At 62.4% G+C, this 23728-nt stretch carries 24 protein-coding genes; 8 read left to right on the top strand and 16 right to left on the bottom strand.

The annotated features are described in order from the left end of the window. Positions 1–35: 35 nt before the first annotated feature. Positions 36–245 (bottom strand): cold-shock protein, encoded by a 210-nt coding sequence (locus tag H621_RS0108475; protein WP_028942973.1) that lies wholly within the window; start codon positions 243–245, stop codon positions 36–38. 222 nt (positions 246–467) lie between these two features. Between H621_RS0108475 and plsB the strand changes: the two genes are divergently transcribed. From plsB to H621_RS0108460, 3 genes are all read left to right on the top strand, one after another. Then, positions 468–2954 carry a glycerol-3-phosphate 1-O-acyltransferase PlsB gene (plsB, locus tag H621_RS0108470; protein ID WP_028942972.1) on the top strand — a complete coding sequence of 829 codons (2487 nt, stop codon included), beginning with the start codon at positions 468–470 and terminating at the stop codon, positions 2952–2954. Between the two features lie 84 nt (positions 2955–3038). Further along, on the top strand, positions 3039–3437 hold the full coding sequence (locus H621_RS0108465; RefSeq protein WP_028942971.1) for a YbaY family lipoprotein: 399 nt from the start codon (positions 3039–3041) through the stop codon (positions 3435–3437). A 32-nt stretch (positions 3438–3469) separates the two neighbouring features. Then, entirely contained in the window at positions 3470–4159 is a 690-nt protein-coding gene (locus tag H621_RS0108460) for a DUF4197 domain-containing protein (RefSeq protein ID WP_028942970.1), read from the top strand. A 42-nt stretch (positions 4160–4201) separates the two neighbouring features. On the opposite strand, the gene H621_RS0108455 is transcribed toward H621_RS0108460, so the two are convergent. Together H621_RS0108455 and H621_RS0108450 are read right to left on the bottom strand one after the other, a co-directional pair. Continuing rightward, a complete protein-coding gene (locus H621_RS0108455; protein WP_028942969.1) occupies positions 4202–7267 on the bottom strand; it encodes an efflux RND transporter permease subunit in 3066 nt (1021 codons plus the stop codon). A 6-nt stretch (positions 7268–7273) separates the two neighbouring features. Then, on the bottom strand, positions 7274–8374 hold the full coding sequence (locus tag H621_RS0108450; protein WP_028942968.1) for an efflux RND transporter periplasmic adaptor subunit: 1101 nt from the start codon (positions 8372–8374) through the stop codon (positions 7274–7276). Between the two features lie 192 nt (positions 8375–8566). On the opposite strand from H621_RS0108450, the gene H621_RS0108445 reads away from it, so the two are divergent. Continuing rightward, complete coding sequence (locus H621_RS0108445; RefSeq protein WP_028942967.1) at positions 8567–9202, top strand: TetR/AcrR family transcriptional regulator; 636 nt, start codon at positions 8567–8569, stop codon at positions 9200–9202. Here the strand turns inward: H621_RS0108445 and H621_RS0108440 are convergent, their stop codons facing one another. Next, a complete protein-coding gene (locus tag H621_RS0108440; RefSeq protein ID WP_028942966.1) occupies positions 9203–9985 on the bottom strand; it encodes a class I SAM-dependent methyltransferase in 783 nt (260 codons plus the stop codon). A 95-nt stretch (positions 9986–10080) separates the two neighbouring features. Between H621_RS0108440 and H621_RS0108435 the strand changes: the two genes are divergently transcribed. After that, a complete protein-coding gene (locus H621_RS0108435; RefSeq protein WP_028942965.1) occupies positions 10081–10701 on the top strand; it encodes a hypothetical protein in 621 nt (206 codons plus the stop codon). A 1-nt stretch (position 10702) separates the two neighbouring features. Here the strand turns inward: H621_RS0108435 and H621_RS0108430 are convergent, their stop codons facing one another. The 7 genes from H621_RS0108430 to ppc form a co-directional block, all read right to left on the bottom strand. After that, positions 10703–11392: an extensin-like domain-containing protein gene (locus H621_RS0108430; protein WP_028942964.1), complete on the bottom strand. Its 690-nt coding sequence runs from the start codon at positions 11390–11392 to the stop codon at positions 10703–10705. A 6-nt stretch (positions 11393–11398) separates the two neighbouring features. Beyond that, positions 11399–12229, bottom strand: coding sequence for an isocitrate lyase/PEP mutase family protein (locus tag H621_RS0108425; protein ID WP_028942963.1), 831 nt, complete (start codon positions 12227–12229; stop codon positions 11399–11401). A 33-nt stretch (positions 12230–12262) separates the two neighbouring features. Further along, positions 12263–13132: a DUF72 domain-containing protein gene (locus H621_RS0108420; RefSeq protein ID WP_028942962.1), complete on the bottom strand. Its 870-nt coding sequence runs from the start codon at positions 13130–13132 to the stop codon at positions 12263–12265. Between the two features lie 3 nt (positions 13133–13135). Continuing rightward, a complete protein-coding gene (locus tag H621_RS0108415; RefSeq protein ID WP_028942961.1) occupies positions 13136–13423 on the bottom strand; it encodes a hypothetical protein in 288 nt (95 codons plus the stop codon). A gap of 130 nt (positions 13424–13553) precedes the next feature. After that, a complete protein-coding gene (tsaB, locus tag H621_RS0108410; RefSeq protein ID WP_028942960.1) occupies positions 13554–14228 on the bottom strand; it encodes a tRNA (adenosine(37)-N6)-threonylcarbamoyltransferase complex dimerization subunit type 1 TsaB in 675 nt (224 codons plus the stop codon). Between the two features lie 87 nt (positions 14229–14315). Continuing rightward, positions 14316–14966 carry an adenylate kinase gene (gene adk / locus H621_RS0108405; protein WP_028942959.1) on the bottom strand — a complete coding sequence of 217 codons (651 nt, stop codon included), beginning with the start codon at positions 14964–14966 and terminating at the stop codon, positions 14316–14318. 254 nt (positions 14967–15220) lie between these two features. After that, on the bottom strand, positions 15221–17848 hold the full coding sequence (gene ppc, locus H621_RS0108400; protein ID WP_028942958.1) for a phosphoenolpyruvate carboxylase: 2628 nt from the start codon (positions 17846–17848) through the stop codon (positions 15221–15223). Between the two features lie 134 nt (positions 17849–17982). Between ppc and H621_RS0108395 the strand changes: the two genes are divergently transcribed. The 3 genes from H621_RS0108395 to lptF all read left to right on the top strand — a co-directional run bounded on the left by H621_RS0108395 (position 17983) and on the right by lptF (position 19852). Next, positions 17983–18327, top strand: a complete 345-nt coding sequence (locus H621_RS0108395; protein WP_028942957.1) for a hypothetical protein — start codon at positions 17983–17985, stop codon at positions 18325–18327. A gap of 272 nt (positions 18328–18599) precedes the next feature. Next, entirely contained in the window at positions 18600–19013 is a 414-nt protein-coding gene (locus tag H621_RS0108390) for a DUF4398 domain-containing protein (protein WP_028942956.1), read from the top strand. Between the two features lie 50 nt (positions 19014–19063). Then, positions 19064–19852 (top strand): lipotoxin F family OmpA-related lipoprotein LptF, encoded by a 789-nt coding sequence (gene lptF / locus H621_RS0108385; RefSeq protein WP_028942955.1) that lies wholly within the window; start codon positions 19064–19066, stop codon positions 19850–19852. A gap of 71 nt (positions 19853–19923) precedes the next feature. Here the strand turns inward: lptF and H621_RS0108380 are convergent, their stop codons facing one another. Genes H621_RS0108380 through H621_RS0108360 form a run of 5 tightly spaced genes read right to left on the bottom strand, consistent with a single transcriptional unit; the run spans position 19924 to position 23722 of the window. Continuing rightward, positions 19924–20250: a PA3694 family proteiin gene (locus H621_RS0108380; protein WP_028942954.1), complete on the bottom strand. Its 327-nt coding sequence runs from the start codon at positions 20248–20250 to the stop codon at positions 19924–19926. Further along, positions 20247–21170: an alpha/beta hydrolase gene (locus tag H621_RS0108375; protein WP_028942953.1), complete on the bottom strand. Its 924-nt coding sequence runs from the start codon at positions 21168–21170 to the stop codon at positions 20247–20249. Before H621_RS0108375 ends, H621_RS0108380 begins: the two co-directional genes overlap by 4 nt. Then, the gene (locus H621_RS0108370) at positions 21142–22419 is read right to left on the bottom strand and encodes a flavohemoglobin expression-modulating QEGLA motif protein (protein WP_028942952.1); all 1278 of its coding nucleotides are present in this window, start codon (positions 22417–22419) and stop codon (positions 21142–21144) included. The genes H621_RS0108375 and H621_RS0108370 overlap by 29 nt, the downstream gene beginning before the upstream one ends. A 24-nt stretch (positions 22420–22443) precedes the next feature. Then, positions 22444–22989, bottom strand: a complete 546-nt coding sequence (locus H621_RS0108365; protein WP_028942951.1) for a hypothetical protein — start codon at positions 22987–22989, stop codon at positions 22444–22446. A gap of 28 nt (positions 22990–23017) precedes the next feature. After that, a complete protein-coding gene (locus tag H621_RS0108360) occupies positions 23018–23722 on the bottom strand; it encodes a TetR/AcrR family transcriptional regulator (protein ID WP_028942950.1) in 705 nt (234 codons plus the stop codon). Positions 23723–23728 lie beyond the last annotated feature (6 nt).

The raw sequence follows: 23728 nt of genomic DNA, 5'->3' as shown, positions 1-23728 counted from the left end.
TGGTGGGCCCAGGCTCAAGGCTTGTGACCCGGTGCTTACAGCCCGATTACATCTTCCGCCTGCAGGCCTTTCTGGCCCTGAGTCAGACTGTATTCGACCTGTTGCCCCTCGATGAGGGTGCGATGCCCCTCACCACGAATGGCACGGTAGTGAACGAACACGTCCGCGCCACCTTCACGCTGAATGAAGCCATAACCCTTGGCGTCATTGAACCACTTCACACTTCCAGTTTCACGAGACGACATCTGAACTACTCCGAATTTTTATTTTGGAATCGCCTTGCTTGCAGAGGGGTCACCACCCTCCACCGACGCAGCTTGCAGAAAACTCCTGCAAGCGGCGGACCGAGTATAAGACACACTTAAATTAAATTTCATGACCGGAGTGCTTTTTGCTGAACTTGCGCAGATACGGCACACTAACCGACTGAGCAATCACTCGAAAATCTCATCCAGAGCACACACCGTATGACCCGTTCCCCCCTGCGCCGCCTGATCTTTGGCGCCCTGCGTCGCCTGTTGTACCTGTGGGTTCGCTCCGAGACCATCAACCAGTCAGCCTTCACCCTGAACCTGGACCGCAGCCGTCCGGTGTTCTATGCCCTGCAATCGCCCTCCCTGACCGACCTGGCCGTGCTCGACCGCGAGTGCACCAAAGCGGGGCTTCCGCGCCCGGTACTGCCGGTGTCGGTGGGCACCCTGCACGAGCCTGCCGCGTTCTTCTACCTCACACCCGAGCCCGACTGGCTTGGCCGCCAGGACAAGCGTGGCGCACCGCCGACCCTCGCCCGTCTGGTCAATGCCATCAGCCAGCATGCCGAGGAAGACGCAAAGATCATTCCGGTCAGCGTGTTCTGGGGCCAGTCACCGGCCAGCGAGTCCAGCCCCTGGAAGCTGCTGTTCGCCGACAGCTGGGCCGTCACCGGCCGCTTGCGGCGACTGCTGACCGTGCTGATCCTGGGCCGCAAGACCCGCGTGCAGTTTTCCGAGCCGATCCACCTGCGTGAGCTGGTGCAGCACAACAAAGGCCACGAACGCACGGTGCGCATGGCCCAGCGCATGCTGCGGGTACACTTTCGCAACCTCAAGACTGCAGTCATCGGCCCGGACATCTCGCACCGACGCAACCTGGTCAAAGGCCTGGTCCACGATCCGCTGGTTCGCCAAGCCATCGCCGACGAAGCCGAACGCCAGAGCATTCCCCTGGCCAAGGCCGAGGCCCAGGCCCTGCGCTATGGCAACGAGATTGCCTCGGACTACACCTACACCGCCATCCGTTTTCTCGAAGTGGTGCTCAGCTGGTTCTGGAACAAGATCTACGACGGCATCAAGGTCAATCACATCGAGCAGGTGCAGGGCATCGCTCCGGGTCACGAGGTGATCTACGTACCTTGCCATCGTAGCCACATCGACTATTTGCTGCTGTCCTACCTGCTGTTTCGCAACGGCCTGACACCACCGCACATCGCCGCCGGCATCAACCTGAACATGCCCGTGATCGGCGGCCTGCTGCGCCGTGGCGGGGCGTTCTTCATGCGCCGCACGTTCAAGGGCAACCCGCTGTACACGGCGGTGTTCAATGAATACCTGCATACCCTGTTCACCAAGGGCTTCCCGGTGGAGTACTTCGTCGAGGGTGGCCGTTCGCGCACTGGACGCATGCTGCAGCCAAAGACCGGCATGCTGGCCATTACCTTGCGCAGCTACCTGCGTTCCTCGCGCACGCCAATCGTCTTTGTGCCGGTGTACATCGGCTACGAGCGCGTGCTTGAAGGCCGTACCTATCTGGGTGAGCTGCGCGGCGCGAGCAAAAAGAAGGAGTCGATCTTTGACATCTTCAAGGTCCTGGGCGCCCTCAAGCAGCGCTTCGGCCAGGTGGCGGTCAACTTTGGCGAACCGATTCGCCTGGGCGCCTTCCTCGACCAGCAGCAACCGGGCTGGCGCGAGCAGGCCCATGCGCCCCAGTTCCGCCCAGCCTGGTTGAACGAAACCACCTCGCGCCTGGGTGAAAAGGTCGCCCGCCACCTCAACGAGGCCGCAGCCATAAACCCGGTCAATCTCGCTGCCCTGGCCCTGCTCTCCACCAGCCGGCTGGCCCTGGACGAGCGTGCCCTGGCGCGTGTGCTGGACCTGTACCTGGCCTTGTTGCGCCAGGTGCCCTACTCACCGCACACCACCCTGCCCGAAGGTGACGGCCTGGCATTGATCAGCCACGTCAAGGGCATGGGCCTGCTGGCCGAGCAGAGCGATGCGCTGGGCAGGATCCTGTACCTGGACGAACAGAACGCGGTGCTGATGACCTACTACCGCAACAACGTCCTGCACATCTTCGCCCTGCCGGCGCTACTGGCAAGCTTCTTCCAGAGCAGCTCGCGCATGAGCCGCGAGCTGATCCTGCAATACACCCGGGCGTTGTACCCGTACCTGCAATCGGAGCTGTTCATTCGCTGGGAGCTGGACGAACTCGACGGCGTGATCGACCAGTGGCTGCAGGCCTTCGTCGACCATGGCCTGCTGCGCTTCGAGAACGGCGTGTACCTGCGCCCGGCACCCAGCTCACGCCAGTTCGTGCTGCTGACCTTGCTGGCCCGGGCCATCACCCAGACGCTGCAGCGTTTCTACATGGCCACCGCGCTATTGCTCAACAGCGGCCAACACACCCTCAGCGCCGAAGAGCTGGAAGACCTGTGCGTGGTCATGGCCCAGCGCCTGTCGATCCTGCATGGCCTCAACGCCCCGGAGTTCTTCGACAAGACCCTGTTCCGCCATTTCATCCAGACCCAGATCGAACAAGGCGTCCTGCGCCCGGACACCCACGGCAAGCTGGGTTACCACGAAAAACTCAGTGAACTGGCCGAAGGTGCGGCCAAGCGCGTATTGTCGGCCGAAATCCGCCTGTCGATTCGCCAGGTTGCCCTGCACCGCAGCGAAGAGCACCCCGAAGTACCGGCATAGTCCCTACTGGCCTGTGCCCTGGAGCAACACGACTTAACCTGGGTTGGTCGCCGCCTTGGCGGCTCCACCCACAAGGAGCTACTGATGAAAAAACTGTCCCTGATCCTGCTTGGCAGCCTGCTCGCCGCCTGCAGCAGTACCCCGCCCGCTTCCAAAGCCAGCCTCGACGGTGAGGTGTTCTACCTGCAGCGCATTGCCCTGCCACCGGCCGCGACCCTTAGCGTCAGCCTGCAGGATGTCTCGCTGATGGACGCTCCGGCGGTCACCCTCGCCAGCCAGAGCGGCCCAGTCAAAGGCCAGGTGCCGCTGCCCTTTCATCTGAGCTACGACCCAGCCCAGGTCAAGCCTGGCCACCGCTACGCCGTCAGCGCGCGGATCGAACTCGACGGCAAGCTGTTGTTCATCAACACCGAACACCACGGCGTGCAACTCGATGGCACCGACCCGCAATCGGTACGCATCAAGGTTGATGCCGTTCGTTGATTGATTGCCCGCTTTTGGATAAGGATGCTCCCATGTTACGCCCTGCCCTCACCTTCACCGGCCTGTGCGCCGGCCTGCTGTTCTCGGCCAGTGCCCTGGCACTGTCGCTGGGTGATCTCACGCAGAAAGACGCCTCCGTCGGCCTCAAGGATGCCCTGACCCAAGGTGCGCAAGTTGCAGTCAAGCAGTTGGGCACGCCCGGTGGCTTCAGTACTAACCCCGAGGTACGCATTGAACTGCCTGGGAAACTGGGCAAGGCTGCCAAGACCATGAAGAAGTTCGGCATGGGTGCCGAGGTCGAGCAGCTAGAGACCAGCATGAACAAGGCGGCCGAAGCGGCCGTTCCCCAGGCCCAGGCCCTGCTGGTCGATGCCGTGAAGAAAATGACCGTCGACGATGCCAAGGGCATCCTCGCCGGCGGCAACGACTCGGCCACCCAGTACCTGAGCAAGACCAGCCGTGAGCAGATCCGCGCCAAGTTCCTGCCGATCGTCAAGCAGGCCACCGACCAGGTGGGCCTGGTCCAGCAGTACAACAGCTTTGCCGGGCAGGCAGCGGCGTTGGGCGTAGTGGATGCCAAGAGCGCCAACGTGGAAGGTTATGTGACCGAGCAGGCGCTCAACGGGTTGTTTGAAATGATTGCCAAGCAGGAAGAAAGCATTCGCCAGAATCCTGCCGCGGCAGCAACCAGTGTGGCCAAGAAGGTATTCGGGGCCTTGTAAAGGCATCGCGGGGCGACGTCTCGACGTGCCCCGCGATCAACCTCAAGCCTTCTTCACTCTGAACCACGCTGCATACAACGCCGGCAAGAACAACAGCGTCAACGCAGTGGCCACGATCAAGCCACCCATGATCGCCACCGCCATCGGCCCGAAGAACACGCTGCGCGACAGCGGGATCATCGCCAGTACCGCCGCCAGCGCGGTCAGTACAATCGGCCGGAAACGTCGCACGGTCGCCTCGATAATCGCCTGCCAACGATCCAGCCCCGCCGCAATGTCCTGCTCGATCTGATCCACCAGGATCACCGAGTTACGCATGATCATCCCCGACAGCGCGATCGTCCCGAGCATCGCCACGAAGCCGAATGGCTGGCGGAACACCAGCAGGAACAAGGTCACCCCGATCAACCCCAGGGGCGCGGTGAGGAACACCATCACCGTGCGCGAGAAGCTGCGCAGTTGCAGCATCAGCAAGGTCAACACCACCACGATGAACAGCGGCACGCCAGCGTTCACCGACTTCTGTCCGCGGGTAGAGTCTTCCACCGTGCCACCGACTTCCAGCAGGTAGCCATCGGGCAATTCGGCACGCACCGGGTCAAGGGTCGGCAGGATCTGCTTGACCAGAGTCACCGGCTGTTCCTTGCCATAGATATCGGCACGAACGGTGACGCTGGGCAGACGGTTGCGGTGCCAGATGATCCCTTCCTCGAAGCCGTATTCGAGTGTTGCTACCTGCGACAGGGCCACACTCCGGCCGTTGTCGGTCGGTACTGCCAGGCTCGGCAGGTTGGCAAGCTCGGTTCGCTCCTGCTGGGTACCGCGCAGGAGGATTTCGATCAGTTCGTTGTCTTCACGGAACTGACTGACCGCCGACCCTGTGAGCGAGCTTTGCAGGAACTTGGCTAGGTTGGCGGTACTCACGCCCAGGGCCCGGGCACGGTCCTGGTCGATGTTCAGGTACACCACCTTGCTCGGCTCTTCCCAGTCGAGGTGGACGTTGACCACATGGGGGTTCTCGCGCACCTTGATCGCGACCTTGCGTGCCAGGGCACGCACCTGCTCGATATGCTCGCCAGTCACCCGGAACTGCACCGGATAGCCCACGGGTGGGCCGTTCTCCAGGCGGGTAACGCGCGAGCGCAGGTCCGGGAACTGCTCGTCGAGGGTGGCGATCAACCAACTGCGCAGGGCTTCACGTTCTTCGATGGTATTGGCCAGCACCACGAACTGGGCAAAGCTTGCCGCCGGCAATTGCTGGTCCAACGGCAGGTAGAAGCGTGGTGAACCCGTGCCGACATAGGCCACGTAGTTGTCGATACCCGCACGGTCCTTGAGCATGGCCTCCAGGCGCTTGACCTGTTCAGCGGTATTGCTCAGCGAGGCACCTTCAGCCAGCTTCAGGTCGACCATCAGCTCCAGTCGGCCGGAAGCCGGGAAGAACTGCTGGGGAACGAAACGGAACAACAGGATGCTGCCAATGAACAGCGCGATGGTTGCGATGATGACGGTTTTGCGCCGCTCGACGCACCAGCCCACCACTCGCCGCACACGCTGGTAGAACGGCGTGCCATAGGGGTCCGGCCCGCCTTCGGGGGTGCCATGCTTGGCGGCATGCAGCTTGGCCAAGTCAGGCAACAGGCGTTCGCCCAGGTACGGCACGAACACCACGGCGGCAATCCAGGAGGCGATCAAGGCAATGGTGACCACCTGGAAGATCGATCGGGTGTACTCGCCGGTGCTGGACTGCGCCGTGGCAATCGGCAAAAAGCCTGCGGCGGTGATCAGGGTACCGGTGAGCATCGGGAAGGCCGTGCTGGTCCAGGCGTAGCTGGCGGCCTTGATGCGGTCGAAGCCCTGTTCCATCTTGATCGCCATCATCTCGACGGCAATGATCGCATCATCCACCAACAACCCCAGGGCCAGCACCAGCGCACCCAGCGAAATCTTGTGCAGGCCGATGCCCAGGTAGTACATGGTGGCGAAAGTCATGGCCAGCACCAGCGGAATGGCCAGGGCCACCACCAGCCCGGTGCGCACACCGAGGGAAAAGAAGCTCACCAGCAACACGATAGCCAGGGCCTCGACCAGCACCTGAACGAACTCGCCCACCCCGGTTTTCACTGCCGCAGGCTGGTCCGACACCTTGCGCAGCTCCATGCCGGCCGGCAGGTTGTGGGAGATACGCTCGAACTCGGTTTCCAGGGCCTTGCCCAGCACCAGGATGTCGCCACCGGCTTTCATCGACACCGCAAGGCCGATGGCATCCTGGCCCATGAAGCGCATGCGTGGCGCGGGAGGATCGTTGAACCCACGGCGGACCTGGGCCACATCACCGATACGGAAAGTGCGGTCGCCAACACGAATGGGGAACTGCTCGATCTGCTCGACAGTATCGAAGCGGCCGCTCACCCGCAGTTGCAAGCGCTCGCTGGGGGTCTCGAAGAAGCCGGCGGTGCTGACGGCGTTCTGTTCCTCCAGGGCCTGCTGAACAGCCGCCAGGGGCAAGCCGAGGGTTGCCAGCTTGACGTTGGACAGCTCGATCCAGATCTTTTCGTCCTGCAGCCCCAGCAGCTCGACCTTGCCCACGTCCTTGACGCGCTGCAGCTGAATCTGCACGCGGTCGGCGTAATCCTTGAGCACGGCGTAATCGAAGCCTTCGCCGGTCAGTGCATAGATGTTGCCAAAGGTAGTGCCGAACTCATCGTTGAAGAACGGCCCGTGAATACCAGGCGGCAAGGTATGCCGGATGTCGGCGACCTTCTTGCGGATCTGGTACCACAGCTCGGGGATATCGGCCGAATGCATCGAGTCGCGGGCCACGAAGGTGACCTGCGATTCACCCGGGCGCGAGAACGACACGATTTTCTCGTACTCGCCGGTCTCCATCAGCTTCTTTTCGATGCGCTCGGTGACTTGGCGCGAGACTTCCTCGGCGCTGGCGCCGGGCCAGATAGTGCGGATCACCATGGCTTTGAAGGTGAATGGCGGGTCTTCGCTCTGCCCCAACTTGGTGTAGGACAGCGCGCCGACCAGCGCCAGGAGAATCATCAGGAACAGCACGATCTGCCGATTGCGCAGGGCCCAGGCGGAAAGGTTGAAACCCATCGGGACTTACTCCTTGGCCGCCAGATTCACCACACGATTGGAACGATCCACCGGACGCACCTGTTGCCCCTCCTGGAGCACATGCACGCCGGCCGCCACTACCCAGTCCGAGGCATTGAGCCCTTCAAGCACTGGCACACTGTTCTCGCCATAGGCGCCCACCCGTACTGGCACACGCTTGAGGGTGTTGTTGGCGTCCACACGCCATACGTAGGTCTGACCGTTTTCGGCGGTCAGGGCCGACAGCGGCACCGCCAACGGCACCTGCTCATCGTGCTGGATGTACACCCGGGCACTCTGGCCCAGCTCTGCGGGCACCTTGCCCGCGGTGAAGGCAATGCGCGCGGCAAAGGTCCGCGAGCGCGGGTCTGCCGATGGCGACAGCTCACGAATGCGTCCGGTAAAGCGTTCATCGGGTTGCGACCAGAGCTCAACCGACACCGGCTGACCGACTTTGAAGCGGCCGAACTGCTGTTCCGGCAAACCGATCAGCACTTCGCGTTCGCCATCGGTGGCCAGGGTAAATACGGTCTGGCCGGCGGATACCACCTGCCCGACCTCGACCTGGCGCTTGGCGATCACACCGTCCTGAGAGGCGCGCAACACGGCGTATTCGGCCTGGTTGCCAGCCACGTCGTATTCGGCACGCACCTGCTTGAGCCGGGCCAGACCGGCGCGATAGAGGTTTTCGGCATTGTCATACTGGGAATGGCTGACCATCTGACGGTCAAGCAGGGTCTTGTAGCGGTCGCGCTCGGCCTTGACCAAGGTCAGGTTGGCTTCAGCGGCGGCCAGTTGGGCGCGACTGGCCTCCAGTTGCAGGCGTACATCCTGCGGGTCGAGCTGTGCCAGCGGCTGCTCGGCCTTGACCCGCTGCCCCTCTTCGACCAGGCGCTTGCTGACCTTGCCCCCGATGCGGAACGCCAGCTCCGGCTCAAAGCGCGCACGCACCTCGCCCGGGTAGCTGTCGGCAGCGGCGCTGGCCGGTTGCGGCTGCACGACCATGGCAGGACGCAGGGAAGTCTGCGGTGCACCCTCCTGCCCGCAGGCAGAGAGCAGCATGGCAAGGCCGATGGGCAGAGCGAGGGGCAAGGCATGGCGCAACATGATGAATGACCTTTCGCGAGTGACGCTTTGAATATTTATACTGGCGGGTATATTAAATCAGGGAACCACAGCCGGGAAGCCGCGGCCCAAGAGAAAAATCGTATTAACGCGATTCCTTTATGACGATATCTGCCAGCCACGGACAGGTCGGCGATGTACCATGTGCACCAACCGGAACCTGTACACGTACTCATGCCCAACGATCTCACCGCTCCCGTCGGCCCCGGCCGGCCCAAAGACCTGGTCAAGCGCCAGGCCATACTCGAGGCGGCGAAGCAGCTGTTTCTGACCCTTGGCTATGCCAGCACCAGCATGGATGCGGTCGCGACAGCGGCAGGTGTTTCAAAACTCACGGTCTACAGCCACTTCACCGACAAGGAGACGCTGTTTACCGCAGCCATCTCGGCAACCTGCACGGCACAATTGCCGGAGTTGATCTTCGAGCTGCCTGACGGTGCGCCGCTGGAGCAGGTATTGCTCAATATCGGCTGCGGCTTCCAGGCGCTGATCAGCAGTGAGCAGTCAGTGCAACTGACACGCCTGATCATGACCCTGGGCACTCAGGACCCCAAGCTCAGCCAGATTTTCTTTGAGGCCGGCCCATTGCGGGTGTTGCGGGAGATGGAAGCCTTGCTGCGACGCGTCGATCAGCGCGGACTGCTGCGCATCGAGCATCCGGACAAAGCAGCAGAACACTTCTTCTGCCTGCTCAAGGGCGCGCCGAACTATCGCCTGCTGCTCGGCTACGCCCCGGCCCTGGACGCCGAGGCCACGCAGGCCCATGTCGAAGAAGTGGTGAGGATGTTCCTGAACGCCTATCGGCCCTGATCAGGCCTTGAGGGCCTTTTTCGGGTAGATGTCATAGCGGCTGGACTTGCCTTCCAGGCTGTGGCTTGGCTTGGGCCCTTCGATGATCGGCGCCTTGCGCGGGCGCTTGACCACCACCCGGTGGCTGGCCAGGGCCAGCGCCGCTTCGAGCAGGGCCGGTGCATCCAGGTCGTCACCGACCAGCGGGCGGAATACGCGCATTTCCTTTTTCACCAGGGCGCTCTTGTCGCGATGGGGAAACATCGGGTCGAGGTAGATCACCTGCGGCGGCTCGCCCTGCCAGTTGCGCAGGTGCTCGATGGCATTGCCGACAAGCAGCTGCATCCGCGCGACAATCGGGCCGGCTTCGGCATCGCTGGCCGCCCGGGCCAGGCCATCCTGCAGCAGCGCGGCAACCAGCGGCTGGCGCTCGATCAGGGTCATCCGGCAACCCAGGCTGGCCAGCACGAACGCATCCTTGCCCAGCCCCGCCGTGCAGTCGAGCACTTGCGGGCGAATGCCCTGGGCAATGCCCACCGCCTTGGCGATCATCTGCCCGCTGCCGCCGCCGAACACCCGCCGGTGCGCCGCCGCGCCTTCGACGAAGTCGACCCGCACCGGGCCCGGCGCCTGTGGGCCCAACTGCTGGATCTGCAGCCCGCTGGCACCAACCTGCACGGCAAAGCCTGCGTTATCGTCCGCCAGCGGCAGCTCCAGGCGCTGCGCCCACTCATTGGCCTGGGCCTGATAGTCGGCCGTCAGTGCCTCGACCCGGATGCCGCCGTCCGCCAGTAGCTCCACCATCACATCCTGTACTCAAAAAAATTAAATGATCGTCGGCCACGGCCGATATACGAAGTATTCGCTATTTTGCCAGACCTTCAGCGCCTGCGACTGCCATGACCGATATTCTTCAGCTCAGCTCAGGTTATTTATCGCCCGTCGGCAACTACGGGCGGCATAACACCCAGGCATTGGGTGGCGTCAGCCACCTGTGGCAGGACTTCTTCGCCCGTGCCCTGGCCGAGCAACAGGGTGAAGACGGCAAAACCGGCAACCTCACCCTCGAACAGTACGACAAGGCAACAGGCGAGCCACTGGGTGGTAGCCAGGTACTGGCACACATTCACAGCCAGCGCCTGTGCAACGTGCTGGACACCGAAATCGCTCCGCCCGAGCCTCTGTTCCTGCCGATTGCCGAATTCGAGCCGGAACTGCTGGAAAAGCTCGCCCCACCCTATAGCGATGCCGAACTGATCGAGCAGCAGCGCCAACTGGATATCAGCAACACCTGGGTGCGCCCGGTGGTCATGAGCCAGGGGCATCCGATTGCAGAACCGAGCCCAGGCCCCACGCCAAAGCCGCTGTACTTGCCGATCGCCGAGTTCGAGCTGGACCTGCTGGACAAGGCCCCCGAGCCCTTTGACGAACCGATCCTGGCGGCCCAGCAATCAGCCCTGGACTTCGACAACCGCTGGGCGCGCCCCGTAGTGCTGAACAACGTGCGCATCGCCGCCTGAGTCAGCGGCACACCTGCCAGAAGCCCATGTCCAGATGGAAGTGGTTATGGTGGGCGGCGTTATAGTCCGGCCCCAACACCGTATTGAAGCTGTCGCAAGCCCGCGCATGCACCTCACGTAAAAACTGCGCCTTGGCGCCCTCGCCGCCCCAGTCCTTCAACAGTGTGATCCGCTGCCCATCCGCCAGCCGAAACCCGGCGATATCTAGGGCATTGGCCGTCGCGTGCTGGCTGAGCCGACCGTCCTTGCGGTTGTAGACGTTGCGACAGGCAAAGCTGCCCAGGTGATCGACCTGCACCACCGGCTGGGCGAACGCGCGCTGTGCCGCCGGCTGCAAGGCATGGTGCTCGAACAGTGCATAGGCCACCGCCAGCGGGCAACTGGCCAGAAAACTGCTACTCAGGCGCACCGCACTGCCTTCCACACGCAGCACATTTTCCAGCGGACAGGGCGCCTGCGCCGGGCTGTCGGCCTGCTGGCGATAACGTAGACCCGAAGTGGCCAACGCTTGCGCGCAGCGTTGTGGGTCATCCTGCAAACGCCCAAGCTTGTACGCCGTCAGCAGATTGGGGGGTTGGCGTACGTCGAGCACCGCCCACGGGTTCCAGGCGTCCGGCACACGCACACCCTGGTACCAGGCAACTACACCTGCCGCCACCAGCAACAGACACAGCAGCAGGCCCTTGCCCACGGCAGGTCAGCGCCTGAACAACTGGTTCAACTGGTCAAACGGCAGCGCCTGCTCGCCAAAGGTGAAGCTGCCCTGATCCTGGATCTCTTGCGCTGCGCGGTAGAACGCCCCGTAGGCGGCCCGCGCCATGGAAGAACCGACACTGATGCGCCGCACGCCCAGGTCCTGCAATTGGTTGACGCTCAACTGCACGCCGCTGAGCCCCATCAGCACGTTCACAGGCCTGGGCGCCACCGCCTGGACCACCGCTCGAATTTCTTCGGCCGTGCGCAGGCCCGGGGCATAGAGCACGTCGGCCCCAGCTTCGGCGAAGGCCTGCAGGCGGGCGATAGTGTCGTCCAGGTCCAAGCGCCCGTGCAGCAGGTTCTCGGCGCGGGCACAGAGCATGAAAGGGAAGTCCAGGCTGCGGGCCGCGGCCACGGCGGCTTCAACTCGCTCAACTGCATGATGGAAGCTGTAGATGGGCTCATCGGGATTGCCGCTGGCATCCTCGATAGAACCCCCCACCAGGCCGGCCTGTGCCGCTTGAAGAATCGTCTCGGCGCAACCTTTGGGGTCATCACTGAAGCCGTTCTCAAGGTCAGCGGCCACCGGCAAGGCGGTGGCATCGACAATGGCGCGCGCATTGTCCAGGGTTTCACCCAGGTTCATCGCCCCTTCGGCATCCGGCCGCCCCAACGAGAACGCCAGGCCTGCACTGGTGGTCGCCAGCGCCTCGAAGCCCAGGCTCGCCAGCAGCTTGGCGGAGCCGGCATCCCAGGGGTTGGGGATGACGAAGGCGGTGTCACGCTCATGCAGGGCTTTGAAGGCTTCGGCACGCAGGGTTTGTACATCCATGATCACGGCTCCCGGGCAGGCGGCAGGACGTGTTCAAAGCAAGCCGAGTTGTTCGGCCTCAGGCGTCCTGTCCAGTTCAGGCAAGGCCGCAAGCCCCGGCAGGCGCTCCATCAAACCGCGATGAAAACGCTGCGCCAGCGCCGCGGCCAGGCGGTTGTCAGCAGTATGCAGGAAAACATAGGGGCTGCGCCCTTCCTCGATCCAGGCAGCAACCTTGTTCAGCCAAGGCAGTAGAAAGGATTCATTGGCCGCCAGTTCCGGGTGGCCGATGAAGCGCACCTGAGGGTGTTGGCTGAAGGCGGTGGGACGCGGAGGCACACGGGGTTTTTTCGACTGGGCATGGAGCACACCCGGATCACGGGATGTGCAACTGAACAGTGCCCGTGGGTCCAGGCAGATACGCTCCACACCACGGTCAAGCAGCAGCCGGTTGAGCAACCGCTCCTCATTGCCCTTGGCAAAAAACGCCTGGTTGCGCACCTCGACGGCGATGGGCACGGTGATTTCATCGAGAAACGTCACCAGTTCGCCCAGGCGCGCAGGCCCGAAGGTCGCCGGCAGTTGCAGCCAATAGGGGGCAACCCGTGCCCCCAGGGGCTTGAGCAGCTCGATGAAGGCCTGCGCCGCAGCCAATTGCCCGTGCAGGTCGCCGCCATGGCTGATATCGCCGGGAAACTTGGCGGTGAAGCGAAAGTGCGCGGGCATTATTTGAGCCCAACGCTCGAGGGTCGCCGGGGACGGACGGGCATAAAAGGTAGTGTTGCCTTCTACGGCGTTGAACACCTGGCTGTAGAGGCTTAGAAAATCGCCGCTTTTAGCGTCAGCGGGATACAGGTACTCGCGCCAGGCGTTTTCACTCCAGGACGGGCAACCAAGAAAATAGGGAAGCGTGGACAGACTCATCCATCAAATGTACAGGTCCAGCCCCAGCACTTCCATCTCCCAATCCACGAAGCCTGCAGTCGTCAGGTAGCTGGTCAGGGCCTGGGCTGTGCGCTTGTTGCAGGCACGGGGGAAGATCATGTCCTGCGGGCGGGCCGGCAATCCACCGGTGCGCGCCTGGCCAGTACTGGCCTGGGGTTGTACCTCGTACTCGCCGGGCAGATCCTCGTCCACGTCATCGCTGCGAGCCGGCGCTTTGCGCGCGGTACGCTTGATTGGATAGGGCTGCGAGGAAAAACCGTCGATACGCATGGCGATCTACTCAGGACCATTGATGGCAATTTAGCAGCATCAGAGATCCTTCGCTAATGCCCGACTGATAACTGGACCACAGTCTAGGCAAAAGGTTTTATTTACCCTGGGAATAACCGACGAGATGCACTCAACGTGCCTTGGGCGTAGCTACGTTGTCGCGCAGGTACACAGGCTGCGCTTGGTCGGCGGGGATGGCTTCGCCACGCTGCCAGGCGAAGGTGGCCAGGGCCAGCAGGTCCTGGGCATGGGGCAGGAGGCTTGCATCCTGGCCGCTCAGCGCCACCGGGATACGTTCGGCGTAACCCCAGCCGGTGCCGGCACCGAACCAGTCGCCTTTGGCGTCAGCTGGCAAACCGGCTTGCTCCGGAGGCAGTACCGCTTCGCTGCCCACCAGGCGCATTTCACCACCAACATCCTGATAGCAGCCCCAGTACACCTCATCCATTCGCGCATCAATGGCAGCGGCTACCTGATGCACACCTTGCTCGCGCAGGGCCCGCTGGGCCAACACGGCCAGGTTGGACACCGGCAACACCGGACGCTCGAGCGCAAAGGCCAGGCCCTGGACCACGCCAATGGCGATACGCACACCGGTAAAGGCGCCTGGCCCACGGCCAAAGGCAATGGCATCGACCGCAGCCAGCGTAGTGCCGGCATCTGCCAGCAGTTGCTGGATCATCGGCAGCAGCTTTTGCGCGTGCAGGCGCGGGATCACCTCGTAGTGGCTGGAAACCTTGCCGTCATGCAGCAAGGCGACAGAGCAGGCTTCAGTGGCGGTATCCAGGGCCAACAAGGTGGTCATCGGTGTATCCAGGCGTAAGAAAAAAGAGCGGCATTATAAACAACAACGGCCCGCAAGCGGGCCGTTGTCTGCACTACCGAGCGTCAATCAGCTCAATGCAGCCAGCACCTTGGCGGTGATGGCTTCGACCGAACCAACGCCTTCGATGTGTGCGTAGGCAGGTTTGCCGCCATTGGCAGCCGACAGCTTCTGGTAGAAGTCCACCAGTGGCTTGGTTTGCTCGTGGTAGACCGCCAGGCGATGACGCACGGTTTCTTCGGTGTCGTCTTTACGCTGAACCAGCGCTTCGCCGGTGACGTCGTCCTTGCCTTCTACTTTCGGCGGGTTGTAGACCACGTGGTAGACGCGGCCCGAACCTTCGTGAACGCGGCGGCCAGCGATACGCTGGACGATTTCTTCGTCTTCGACGGCGATTTCGACCACGGCATCCAGCTCGACGCCATTGGTTACCAGGGCTTCAGCCTGAGGAATGGTGCGCGGGAAACCGTCGAACAGGAAGCCGTTCGCGCAGTCAGGCTGGGCGATGCGGTCCTTGACCAGGTTGATGATCAACTCGTCGGAAACCAGCTTGCCAGCGTCCATGATCGCCTTGGCTTCCAGGCCCAGCGGGGTGCCGGCCTTGACAGCGGCGCGCAGCATGTCGCCAGTGGAGATTTGTGGAATGCCGAATTTTTCGGTGATGAACTTTGCCTGAGTACCTTTACCGGCCCCGGGAGCTCCCAGCAGAATCACGCGCATCTTGTGCTCCTCATTTTTGTAAGCAAATCAATGGAGTCGGCGCAGAGGGCCAAGTCCGGAATTTGGGTAATGACCACAAATCGGTCAAAAGGCTGCTCAAGATACACAGCGCCTTCAAGCCACACAAGCGGTCGAAAGTCGGAAAAAACCACACACATCGGCCGCACAAAGCACAGGTTGCGCCGAGCGCAACCTATTGCTTTGCAAGCAATCTCCCCTCCTTCTATCACCCATCGGCGACCTTGCGGCCCTCTTCAACCGGTATTGCGCAAACCCGCTGCGATACCGGCCACCGTGACCAGCAAGGCCTGTTCCAGCGGGCTATCCAGAGCGGCTTCGCGCACTCGGGAGCGGGCCAGCAACTCCGCCTGCAATAGATGTAGCGGGTCCAGGTAGGTGTTGCGCAAACGGATGAATTCCAGGGTCTCGGGGCTGTGCGCCAGTAGCACCGGCTGCCCGGTCAGGCCCAGCACCACTTGGCACGCCTGCGACAATAGGTCGCGCAAATGTGCACCTAAAGGTCGCAGTTGTGGTTGCACCAGACGTTCGTCGTAGGAGCGGGCAATGTCGGCATCGGCCTTGGCCAGGACCATTTCCAGCATGTCGATGCGCGTGCGGAAGAACGGCCACTGCTCACGCATTTGCGCCAGCAGCTCGCCCTGGCCCCGTGCCAGGGCGTTGCTCAGTGCCGCCTCCCAGCCTAGCCAGGCCGGCAGCATCAGGCGGGTCTGGGTCCAGCCGAAAATCCACGGGATTGCCCGCAGGCTTTCGATGCCCCCGGCACGTCGCTTGGCCGGGCGACTGCCCAGCGGCAGGCGGCCCAGCTCTTGCTCCGGGGTGGACTGGCGAAAGTACTCGACGAACTCGGGGTTGTCGCGGACCACGCCACGGTAGGCCTTGACTCCGTCGGCGGCCAGTTGGTCCATCAGCTCGCGCCAGGCCGGTTGTGGCGGTGGCGGCGGCAACAAGGTCGCCTCGAGCACGGCAGCCAGGTACAGGTTGAGGTTCTGCTCGGCAATGTCCGGCAAGCCGAACTTGAAGCGGATCATTTCACCCTGTTCCGTGGTGCGGAAGCGTCCGGCCACCGAGCCTGGTGGTTGCGACAGGATCGCCGCATGGGCCGGGCCGCCGCCTCGTCCGACGGTACCGCCACGGCCGTGGAACAGCAGCAACTCGACCTGTTGCTCGCGACAGATGCGCACCAGCGTCTCCTGGGCGCGGTACTGGGCCCAGGCAGCGGCCGTAGTACCCGCATCCTTGGCCGAATCGGAGTAGCCGATCATCACTTCCTGCGGGCCATGCAACGCACTGCGATAACCTGGCAGGCCAAGCAGGCGCTCCATTACCGGGCCGGCGTTGTCCAGGTCAGCCAGGGTCTCGAACAGCGGTACCACGCGCATGGGGCGCAGCACGCCGGCTTCCTTGAGCAGCAATTGCACTGCCAGCACATCGGAGGCGGCACCCGCCATGGAGATGACATACGAGCCCAACGACGCCGCTGGCGCCGCTGCGATCTCGCGGCAGGTGGCTAGCACTTCGGCGGTGTCGGCCTGGGGTTTGAAGTAGCTGGGCAGCAGTGGGCGGCGGCTGTTGAGTTCCTGCTGGAGAAAGGCAATGCGCGCCTCCTCGTCCCAGTCGCCATAGCGGCCCAGCCCGAGGTAGTCGGTGATTTCGCTCAGCGCGGCGGTGTGGCGCGCTGCATCCTGGCGCACGTCAAGGCGCACCAGGAACAGGCCAAAGGTCACCGCCCGGCGCAAGCAGTCGAGCAGCGGCCCGTTGGCGATCACCCCCATGCCACAGGCATGCAGCGACTCGAAACACAGGTGCAGGGGCTCGAACAGGTCGTGGTTGTCGTGCAGCACCTGGGCAGACGGTGCTTGTGGCGCTTTCAGGGCACTGTGTGCCCAGGCCCGGGTTTCGCGCAACCGATCACGCAATAGCTTGAGCAGCACCCGGTACGGTTCGGCACACTCGCCTACCCTGGCCCGCAGCGCCTCGCTGGCCTGCTGCATGGACAGCTCGGCGGCCAGGGCGTCGATGTCGCGCAGGAACAGGTCGGCGGCCATCCAGCGCGCCAGCAGCAGCACCTCTCGGGTGACAGGTGCGGTGACATTGGGGTTGCCGTCGCGATCACCGCCCATCCAGGAAGCGAAGCGAATCGGTGCGGCCTCCAGTGGCAAGTGCAGCCCGGTGGCGGTATGCAGGGCCTTGTCGACCTTGCGCAGGTGATGAGGAATGGCTTGCCAGAGCGAATGCTCGATCACTGCGAAGCCCCATTTGGCTTCGTCCACCGGCGTCGGTCGGGTACGGCGGATTTCTTCAGTGTGCCAGGCTTCGGCGATCAGCCGTTGCAGGCGTTCGCGGATCTGTTCGCGCTCGGCCGGAATCAGGTCGCGGTGGTCCTGGGCAGCCAATTGAGCGGCGATGGCATCGTACTTCTGGATCAGCGTACGGCGTGCCACTTCGGTAGGGTGCGCAGTCAGTACCAGCTCGATGTTCAATTTGCCCAACTGACGCGCCAGGGCATCGTCGCTGTGCCCCTCGGCCTTGAGCCGCGCCAGCAGTTCGGGCAGCACCCGGTCCTCGAAGGGCTCGGCCTGGCCGGCATCGCGGCGGCGTATCAACTGGTATTGCTCAGCGATATTGGCCAGGTTGAGAAACTGGTTGAAGGCGCGTGCCACCGGCAGCAGTTCGTCTTCAGCCAAGTCATCGAGCGTCGAGCTCAACTGCTCGGCGCTACCACTGCGGTCAGCCTTGGCACTGCGGCGAATGTCCTCGATCTTTTGCAGGAACGCTTCACCGTACTGCTCGCGCACGGTGTCCCCCAACAACTCACCCAACAAATGAACATCTTCACGCAAGCGCACATCGATATCAGTCATCAGCCTTGTCTCCGGCATTCCTGGAAAACCGCTCTAGGTTCAGAGTGCCCCACTACCGGTCGTGCTTTCAAGGCAGACCAAAGCCTGCACAGTAGCTACGCTCAAATCAGGTACATAGCGTTGATGAGGTGATCATGAAAATCCGCGAGCTTGCCCAGCACTGGGAACAGAACGCCAAAGGCCGCCTGAGCCCCACCGGTCACGTCCTGCATCTGGATGTGGAGTCCGCGGCACGCCTGGCCGCCCTCACCGAGATGTACCCCAAGCGCCGCCCTGAAGAGCTGCTGGGCGAACTGCTGGGCGCAGCCCTTGAAGAACTGGAAGCGAGCTTTCCGTACGTGCAGGGTCACCAGGTGATCGCCACCGATGAAGAAGGCGACCCACTGTATGAAGACATCGGCCCAACGCCGCGTTTTCTCGCTCTGTCACGCCGTTATCTACACGACATGAGCAGCCGCAAGGACGAATCAACCCACTGATTTCCCCCGCCTGCTTGCTGGTATCGGGCGCCGCGCAGGCGCCCGCGTACCGCTGCCTGCCTGCAAAGTTTCGAGAAAAACCGGCTGACCGATCAGTCAGTAAAAACCGCGATCGTGCGGGAATTTTTTCTGAACTATTGAAAAAACGCCTCGGTCACACCCAGTAACCATCATGGCAAAACCCTCCAGGACTCGGGTTGATGGCTGTCTCGAGACCGGCGGGTCGCGCCAATGGAATGTTACGGAATTCGTTGTTCATCAGGAGTGATCCAATGGAGTTGACCACTATGAAGACCCGCACCGCTAACACCTCATCCTCCCCTTTGCGCGGGCTCAAACTGGCCGCGCTGGCACTGGGCAGCAGCCTGGTCCTGGCCGGTTGTGCCGGCAACCCGCCTACTGAGCAGTTCGCCGTGACCCAATCGGCGGTCAATTCTGCGGTGAGCTCCGGCGGTACCGAGTTTGCCGCCGTGGAAATGAAAGCCGCTCAGGACAAGCTCAAGCAAGCCGAAATCGCCATGCACGACAAAAAGTACGACGACGCCAAGATGCTCGCCGAGCAGGCCGAGTGGGACGCCCGTGTCGCCGAGCGCAAGGCCCAGGCCGCCAAGGCCGAGAAGGCTGTGAAAGATGCCCACGAGGGCGTTCAGGACTTGCGTGAGGAAGGTATGCGCAGCACCCAGTGAGGCTGCGCTGTCGACCCGTGCATCTGCTAATCGATCAAAGGACGAACACTATGCGTAAACACATCTTTATCCCCGCCCTTCTGGCCATTAGCGTTGGCCTGGCCGCCTGCTCCACGCAGCCGAACGCCAACCTGGAATCGGCCCGGACCAACTTCTCGACCCTGCAGAGCAACCCGCAGTCGAGCAAAGTCGCCGCCCTGGAAACCAAAGAGGCCCAGGACTCGCTGAACCAGGCCGACAAGGCCTACATGGACAAGGAGGACGAGAAGAAGGTCGATCAGCTCGCCTACCTGACCAACCAGCGTATCGAGGTGGCGAAGCAGACCATTGCCCTGCGCACGGCCGAGGCCAACCTCAACGACGCCTCCGACAAGCGCGCTCAGGCAAGACTCGATGCCCGCGATGCGCAGATCAAAAAGCTGCAGGACAGCCTCAACGCCAAGCAGACTGACCGGGGTACCCTGGTGACCTTTGGCGACGTACTGTTCGACTTCGACAAGGCAAACCTCAAGAGCAGTGCCTTGCCCAACGTCACCAAACTTGCTCAGTTCCTTCAGGAGAACCCCGACCGCAAAGTAATTGTCGAGGGCTATACCGACAGCAAGGGCAGCGCCAGCTATAACCAGTCGCTATCCGAACGCCGCGCTGCCGCTGTGCGCACCGCACTGGTCCGCGCCGGCGTCGATCCGGCGCGCATCGTGTCCCAGGGTTATGGCAAGGAGTTCCCGGTGGCCGACAACGCGAGCAACTCGGGCCGGGCGCAGAATCGTCGGGTGGAAGTGACGATTTCCAATGACAACCAGCCGGTGGCACCGCGTTCGGTAAGCCAGGCGCATTGACGGCGCAGTGGGGTGAGCTTTCCCGCGATGGCGGTGTGTCATAAACAACGCATCGCGGGACAAGCCCGCTCCTACTGTTGTTGTTGCGGTGTTTCCTGCCCCATGCACCGCACCGCCTGCTTCTTGCTGTCTACCAGCACACCCGTCAGGCCTTTCTGCGACATATCAAACAATACCAACACGCCATCCACACACTGCGCGACCTGGTTGGCCGGCTTGAGCGAGATCTTGTAGTCCTCCCCTGGCACGGTCTTGAGCATGGTGAAGTCACTCAATAGCAGTGCATCCTCAGGCTTGGCAAAGTGCAGGTACCCGTAATACCACAAGGCGCAGACAGTACCGATGATGCTGCATACACCAGTAATGATCAGGGGAATCGCGTTACGTTCTTCACTCATTGTGACGTCTCGTCAGGGTAATTGGGGACCTCGGCCAGGCGCCGCAATCCATTGAAGTGTTCGGGGTCGTCGAGAAACCGCACCATCACCTGGCGCCAGGTGCGGTCGGCAAAGGTCTGTACATGGCCGCCTCGAGTCAACTGCAGCACCCGTGGTGGTGGCGCAGCCTGATACAACTGGATGCCGTTGACCAGTGGAACAATAGGGTCGTCGATGCTGTGGAAGAACAGTTTGGGCGGTGTCTTGATCCGGGCAATCGAACGAATCGCGCTGTCGCCATCCGGCACCAACCATGACAGCGGCACCTGCAATGGCCAGGTCAACCACGAGGTGCTCAGTGCAAAGCGCCCGACCTGACGGTAACTGGCCGGTACGCCGTCGAAGACCATAGCCTTGAAGCGACGGGCCTGCTGAGGATGCTGGGCCAGGTAATGAATGGCCATGGCGCCGCCCAGGCTTTGCCCGAGCAGCACCTGGGGCTTGCCTTGCACTTCGGGGGCTTTGTCCAGCCAGTCCAGCGCGGCGGCAATGTCCTGGTAGACCTCGGGCAACGCCGGTTCGCCCTGGGACAGGCCATACCCGCGGTAGTCCACCATCAGTACCTGATAGCCCTGCTTGGGCAACCACCAACTGCCGCCCAAGTGCCAGGCCAGGTTGCCGCCGTTGCCATGCAAATGCAGCACTGTGCCCTTCACTTCCACGCCCGGCTTGGCAGGCAACCACCAGCCGTGCAGGCGCGTGCCATCGGCCGCCGTCAGGGTGACGTCGCGGTATTCAAGCTTGGCTTTCTCAGGTGTGAACGGCTGGCCCGGCTCCGGATAGAACAGCAGCGAACTGCAGCCGCCCAGACTCAGCATCACCAGCAGCATGCCCAAGGGCCTGCGCCATGCTTCAGAGAATGTTCGAGTAGTCGGCTTCAATCCGGTCCAGGCTCAGGTGGTTGAGGAAGTTGGAGAAACACATCCAGGCCGACAGCGCATTGAGGTCGCGAAACTGCTCCGGCAGGTACTTGGGCGGTTCCACCAGGCCTTCATCGACCAGTTGGCGCAGCGTGCGCATGTCTTCCAGCGTGGTCTTGCCGCAGAACAGCAAAGGGATCTGTTCAAGCTTGCCCTTGCGCACGGCCAACTGAATATAGTTGTAAACCATGATGAAGCCCTTGAGGTAGGACAAGTCTTTGGTGAACGGTAGCCCGTTGGGCACCGACCCACGGAAGACCCGGCTGGCATTGCCGTAGCTTTCCGGCATGCCGAAGCCCTGGGCGCGGAAGAACTCGTACACCTGCATGAAGTCGGCACCTTCCTCGACCATATGGATGGCCCGGGTACGATTGGTCAGCTTGCGCAGGCGGCTGGGGTAGGAAGCAAAGGCAATCACCTCCATCAGGATTGCCAGGCCTTCCTGAGTCACGGTCGACGAGGGCGGGCCCTTGGCCAGGAAGGTGCAGATCGGCTGGTTCAGGCCGTTGAGGGTGGTGCCCACATGCACTAGCCCCTCATGGACTTCGAGGGCGCGCACGTCACGGCTGTTGAACATGGCATCGGCGCGGATCTTGATGTAGTCGGCGCCTGCGGCGGCATCGGCGACGATACCGTCGGACTCGAACACCCGGATGGTGTCCTCGGCCTCGTTGAACACCTTGTTCAGGCGCCCCTGAAGCATCTCCACGGCCTGCTTGGCAGTAAGGTCCTTGGGTTCGTCCTTCAGGTCGCCACGGCCGTCGATGTTGTTCAGATAATCCGAGAGCATCAGGCCCAGGTCAGCCAGGGTCGGATCACCGGCATGGAAGGCATCGGACGCCGCCCCGTACAACTCCTGGGAAATCAGGCCGAAATCCTCGGTGCCGCGCGCTTCGAGCATACGCACCACCATGCGGTACTCCTTGCACATGCGCCGCATGATCTGCCCGACCGGATTGAACTGCCCCAGTTGGCGGGTGATATCGCGTTCGATGTTCTGGAACTCGAGCTTGACCGCACTGGAATCGAACGAGAGTGGCCGCCCCTGGTAATAGGCACGGTCCACTGCCGGCATCTCCTTGCCCTTGGCCTTGAGAAAGCCCTGGCGGATATTGTCGTCCCACTTCACCGCATCGAGTACGCGAATCGGGGTTTGTGCCAGGACAATGCGGTCAGACAGGGCACGTATCGTCTGCTGGTACTCGTCCACCCTACTCTCCTTGAATGATCTTGATTACTTGCCGGCCCGCTGGAACCGCGCCACTTCGATAAACAGGTCGGAGTTGGCCGGGTCGTCCAGATAAGCCAGGACACGCTCGGCCGGGCTGTCGATCAGCACGCCCTCGCCGTTGTCCTCGGGCACCTCGTAGGTGCGGCCGCTGAGTTCTTTCTTCTCTACGGCCTGGTTGACCTGTTCGACATCGAGGTTGTAGAGCACCAGTTCCTTGCCGTCGATGACCTCGAACCCGCCGATCAGGAAGTTGCCGCCCAGACGCTTGGGAACGCCTGCCGAGAGGTACCAGCGGTTGCCGTGCCTGGAGACGGTAAAGGCGTATTCATCGCGTTTTTTATCCTTGCCGATGGCCACTGCTTTATAAGCATTGCCACCGCTACGGCTGATCTGCAGGGTCAGGGGTTCGCCCCAGGCGTCCTTGCTCGACCATTTGCCGAGCAAAACCTTGGGCGCCGCTTCATTGGCCGGCATCGGCTCGTTGAAGGTCACCAGACAACCGCCAAGCAGCAGGAACGACAGCGCCAACAGCAGACTTCTGGCTTTCATCGGGTTCTCCTTGAAATGGGGCTGCGCCTCACACGTCGGCCAGCACCAGGTGCATGTACCGGGTAAGGATAGCGAGCATCTGCGCTTGCGCATCGGCGCGTGAGCCGTCGAGCAGGCCCTGATATTCCATCTGCTCGATAATCGCCGTCAACACCAGCGCATCCTGTTGTGGCTGGCGCGAGCCCCCGACCTGAAGCAGTTGGCAGGTGCCACGTAACAGAATCTGCTCGTGCAGCTTGACCAGTTCGGCCAGGCGCGGGCACAACAGGGCCTCTTGGCGAAACGCCTGCTCTGCCATGAGGAAGTCGCGCCGGTTGTGCAACTGGCGCTGCACATAATCGGCGGTCATCTTCGCCACCTCATCGGCCAGCCGTGCCCGCCACTGCGGGCTACCGTCCCCCTGGGACAAGAGCTGACGCAGCACCACCTCGGTGTTTTCCCATAGCTTGGCCATGTACGCCGCACTGCGCTCCACGTACTGGGCGAAGGTGTCGGTGAGCAGGTCTTCGATGTCCTTGAAATAATAGGTGGTGGCCGACAACGGCACGCCCGCCTCGGCTGCCACCGCACGGTGGCGCACCCCTCGCACACCATCGCGCACGACAATCCGCATGGCCGCGTCGAGGATGTCCTGGCGACGCTGTTCACTGCCCAGGCGACTGGCCTTGCGCCCTTGGTACTGCACGCTTTCGGCGACCGCCGTGGCAACGTCGGCCGCACCTTGTTGAGCCATTGCAGG

Origin of the sequence: Pseudomonas vranovensis DSM 16006 (assembly GCF_000425805.1) — a bacterium.
In the GTDB taxonomy this organism is placed as follows: Bacteria; Pseudomonadota; Gammaproteobacteria; order Pseudomonadales; family Pseudomonadaceae; genus Aquipseudomonas; species Aquipseudomonas vranovensis.
Note: the sequence above shows the minus strand (reverse complement) of the source record. Positions and strands in the feature narration are given on the sequence as shown.

Excerpts from the sequence above, each read along its gene's own strand:
- H621_RS0108445 (WP_028942967.1), top strand. The coding sequence starts at position 8,567 with ATGCCCAACGATCTCACCGCTCCCGTCGGCCCCGGCCGGCCCAAAGAC.
- adk (WP_028942959.1), bottom strand. The coding sequence starts at position 14,966 with ATGCGCGTGATTCTGCTGGGAGCTCCCGGGGCCGGTAAAGGTACTCAG.
- H621_RS0108475 (WP_028942973.1), bottom strand. The coding sequence starts at position 245 with ATGTCGTCTCGTGAAACTGGAAGTGTGAAGTGGTTCAATGACGCCAAG.
- H621_RS0108460 (WP_028942970.1), top strand. The coding sequence starts at position 3,470 with ATGTTACGCCCTGCCCTCACCTTCACCGGCCTGTGCGCCGGCCTGCTG.
- H621_RS0108450 (WP_028942968.1), bottom strand. The coding sequence starts at position 8,374 with ATGTTGCGCCATGCCTTGCCCCTCGCTCTGCCCATCGGCCTTGCCATG.
- H621_RS0108435 (WP_028942965.1), top strand. The coding sequence starts at position 10,081 with ATGACCGATATTCTTCAGCTCAGCTCAGGTTATTTATCGCCCGTCGGC.
- H621_RS0108365 (WP_028942951.1), bottom strand. The coding sequence starts at position 22,989 with ATGAAAGCCAGAAGTCTGCTGTTGGCGCTGTCGTTCCTGCTGCTTGGC.
- H621_RS0108455 (WP_028942969.1), bottom strand. The coding sequence starts at position 7,267 with ATGGGTTTCAACCTTTCCGCCTGGGCCCTGCGCAATCGGCAGATCGTG.
- H621_RS0108390 (WP_028942956.1), top strand. The coding sequence starts at position 18,600 with ATGGAGTTGACCACTATGAAGACCCGCACCGCTAACACCTCATCCTCC.
- H621_RS0108420 (WP_028942962.1), bottom strand. The coding sequence starts at position 13,132 with ATGAGTCTGTCCACGCTTCCCTATTTTCTTGGTTGCCCGTCCTGGAGT.
- H621_RS0108465 (WP_028942971.1), top strand. The coding sequence starts at position 3,039 with ATGAAAAAACTGTCCCTGATCCTGCTTGGCAGCCTGCTCGCCGCCTGC.
- H621_RS0108440 (WP_028942966.1), bottom strand. The coding sequence starts at position 9,985 with ATGGTGGAGCTACTGGCGGACGGCGGCATCCGGGTCGAGGCACTGACG.
- H621_RS0108395 (WP_028942957.1), top strand. The coding sequence starts at position 17,983 with ATGAAAATCCGCGAGCTTGCCCAGCACTGGGAACAGAACGCCAAAGGC.
- tsaB (WP_028942960.1), bottom strand. The coding sequence starts at position 14,228 with ATGACCACCTTGTTGGCCCTGGATACCGCCACTGAAGCCTGCTCTGTC.
- plsB (WP_028942972.1), top strand. The coding sequence starts at position 468 with ATGACCCGTTCCCCCCTGCGCCGCCTGATCTTTGGCGCCCTGCGTCGC.
- H621_RS0108360 (WP_028942950.1), bottom strand. The coding sequence starts at position 23,722 with ATGGCTCAACAAGGTGCGGCCGACGTTGCCACGGCGGTCGCCGAAAGC.
- lptF (WP_028942955.1), top strand. The coding sequence starts at position 19,064 with ATGCGTAAACACATCTTTATCCCCGCCCTTCTGGCCATTAGCGTTGGC.
- ppc (WP_028942958.1), bottom strand. The coding sequence starts at position 17,848 with ATGACTGATATCGATGTGCGCTTGCGTGAAGATGTTCATTTGTTGGGT.
- H621_RS0108415 (WP_028942961.1), bottom strand. The coding sequence starts at position 13,423 with ATGCGTATCGACGGTTTTTCCTCGCAGCCCTATCCAATCAAGCGTACC.
- H621_RS0108425 (WP_028942963.1), bottom strand. The coding sequence starts at position 12,229 with ATGGATGTACAAACCCTGCGTGCCGAAGCCTTCAAAGCCCTGCATGAG.
- H621_RS0108380 (WP_028942954.1), bottom strand. The coding sequence starts at position 20,250 with ATGAGTGAAGAACGTAACGCGATTCCCCTGATCATTACTGGTGTATGC.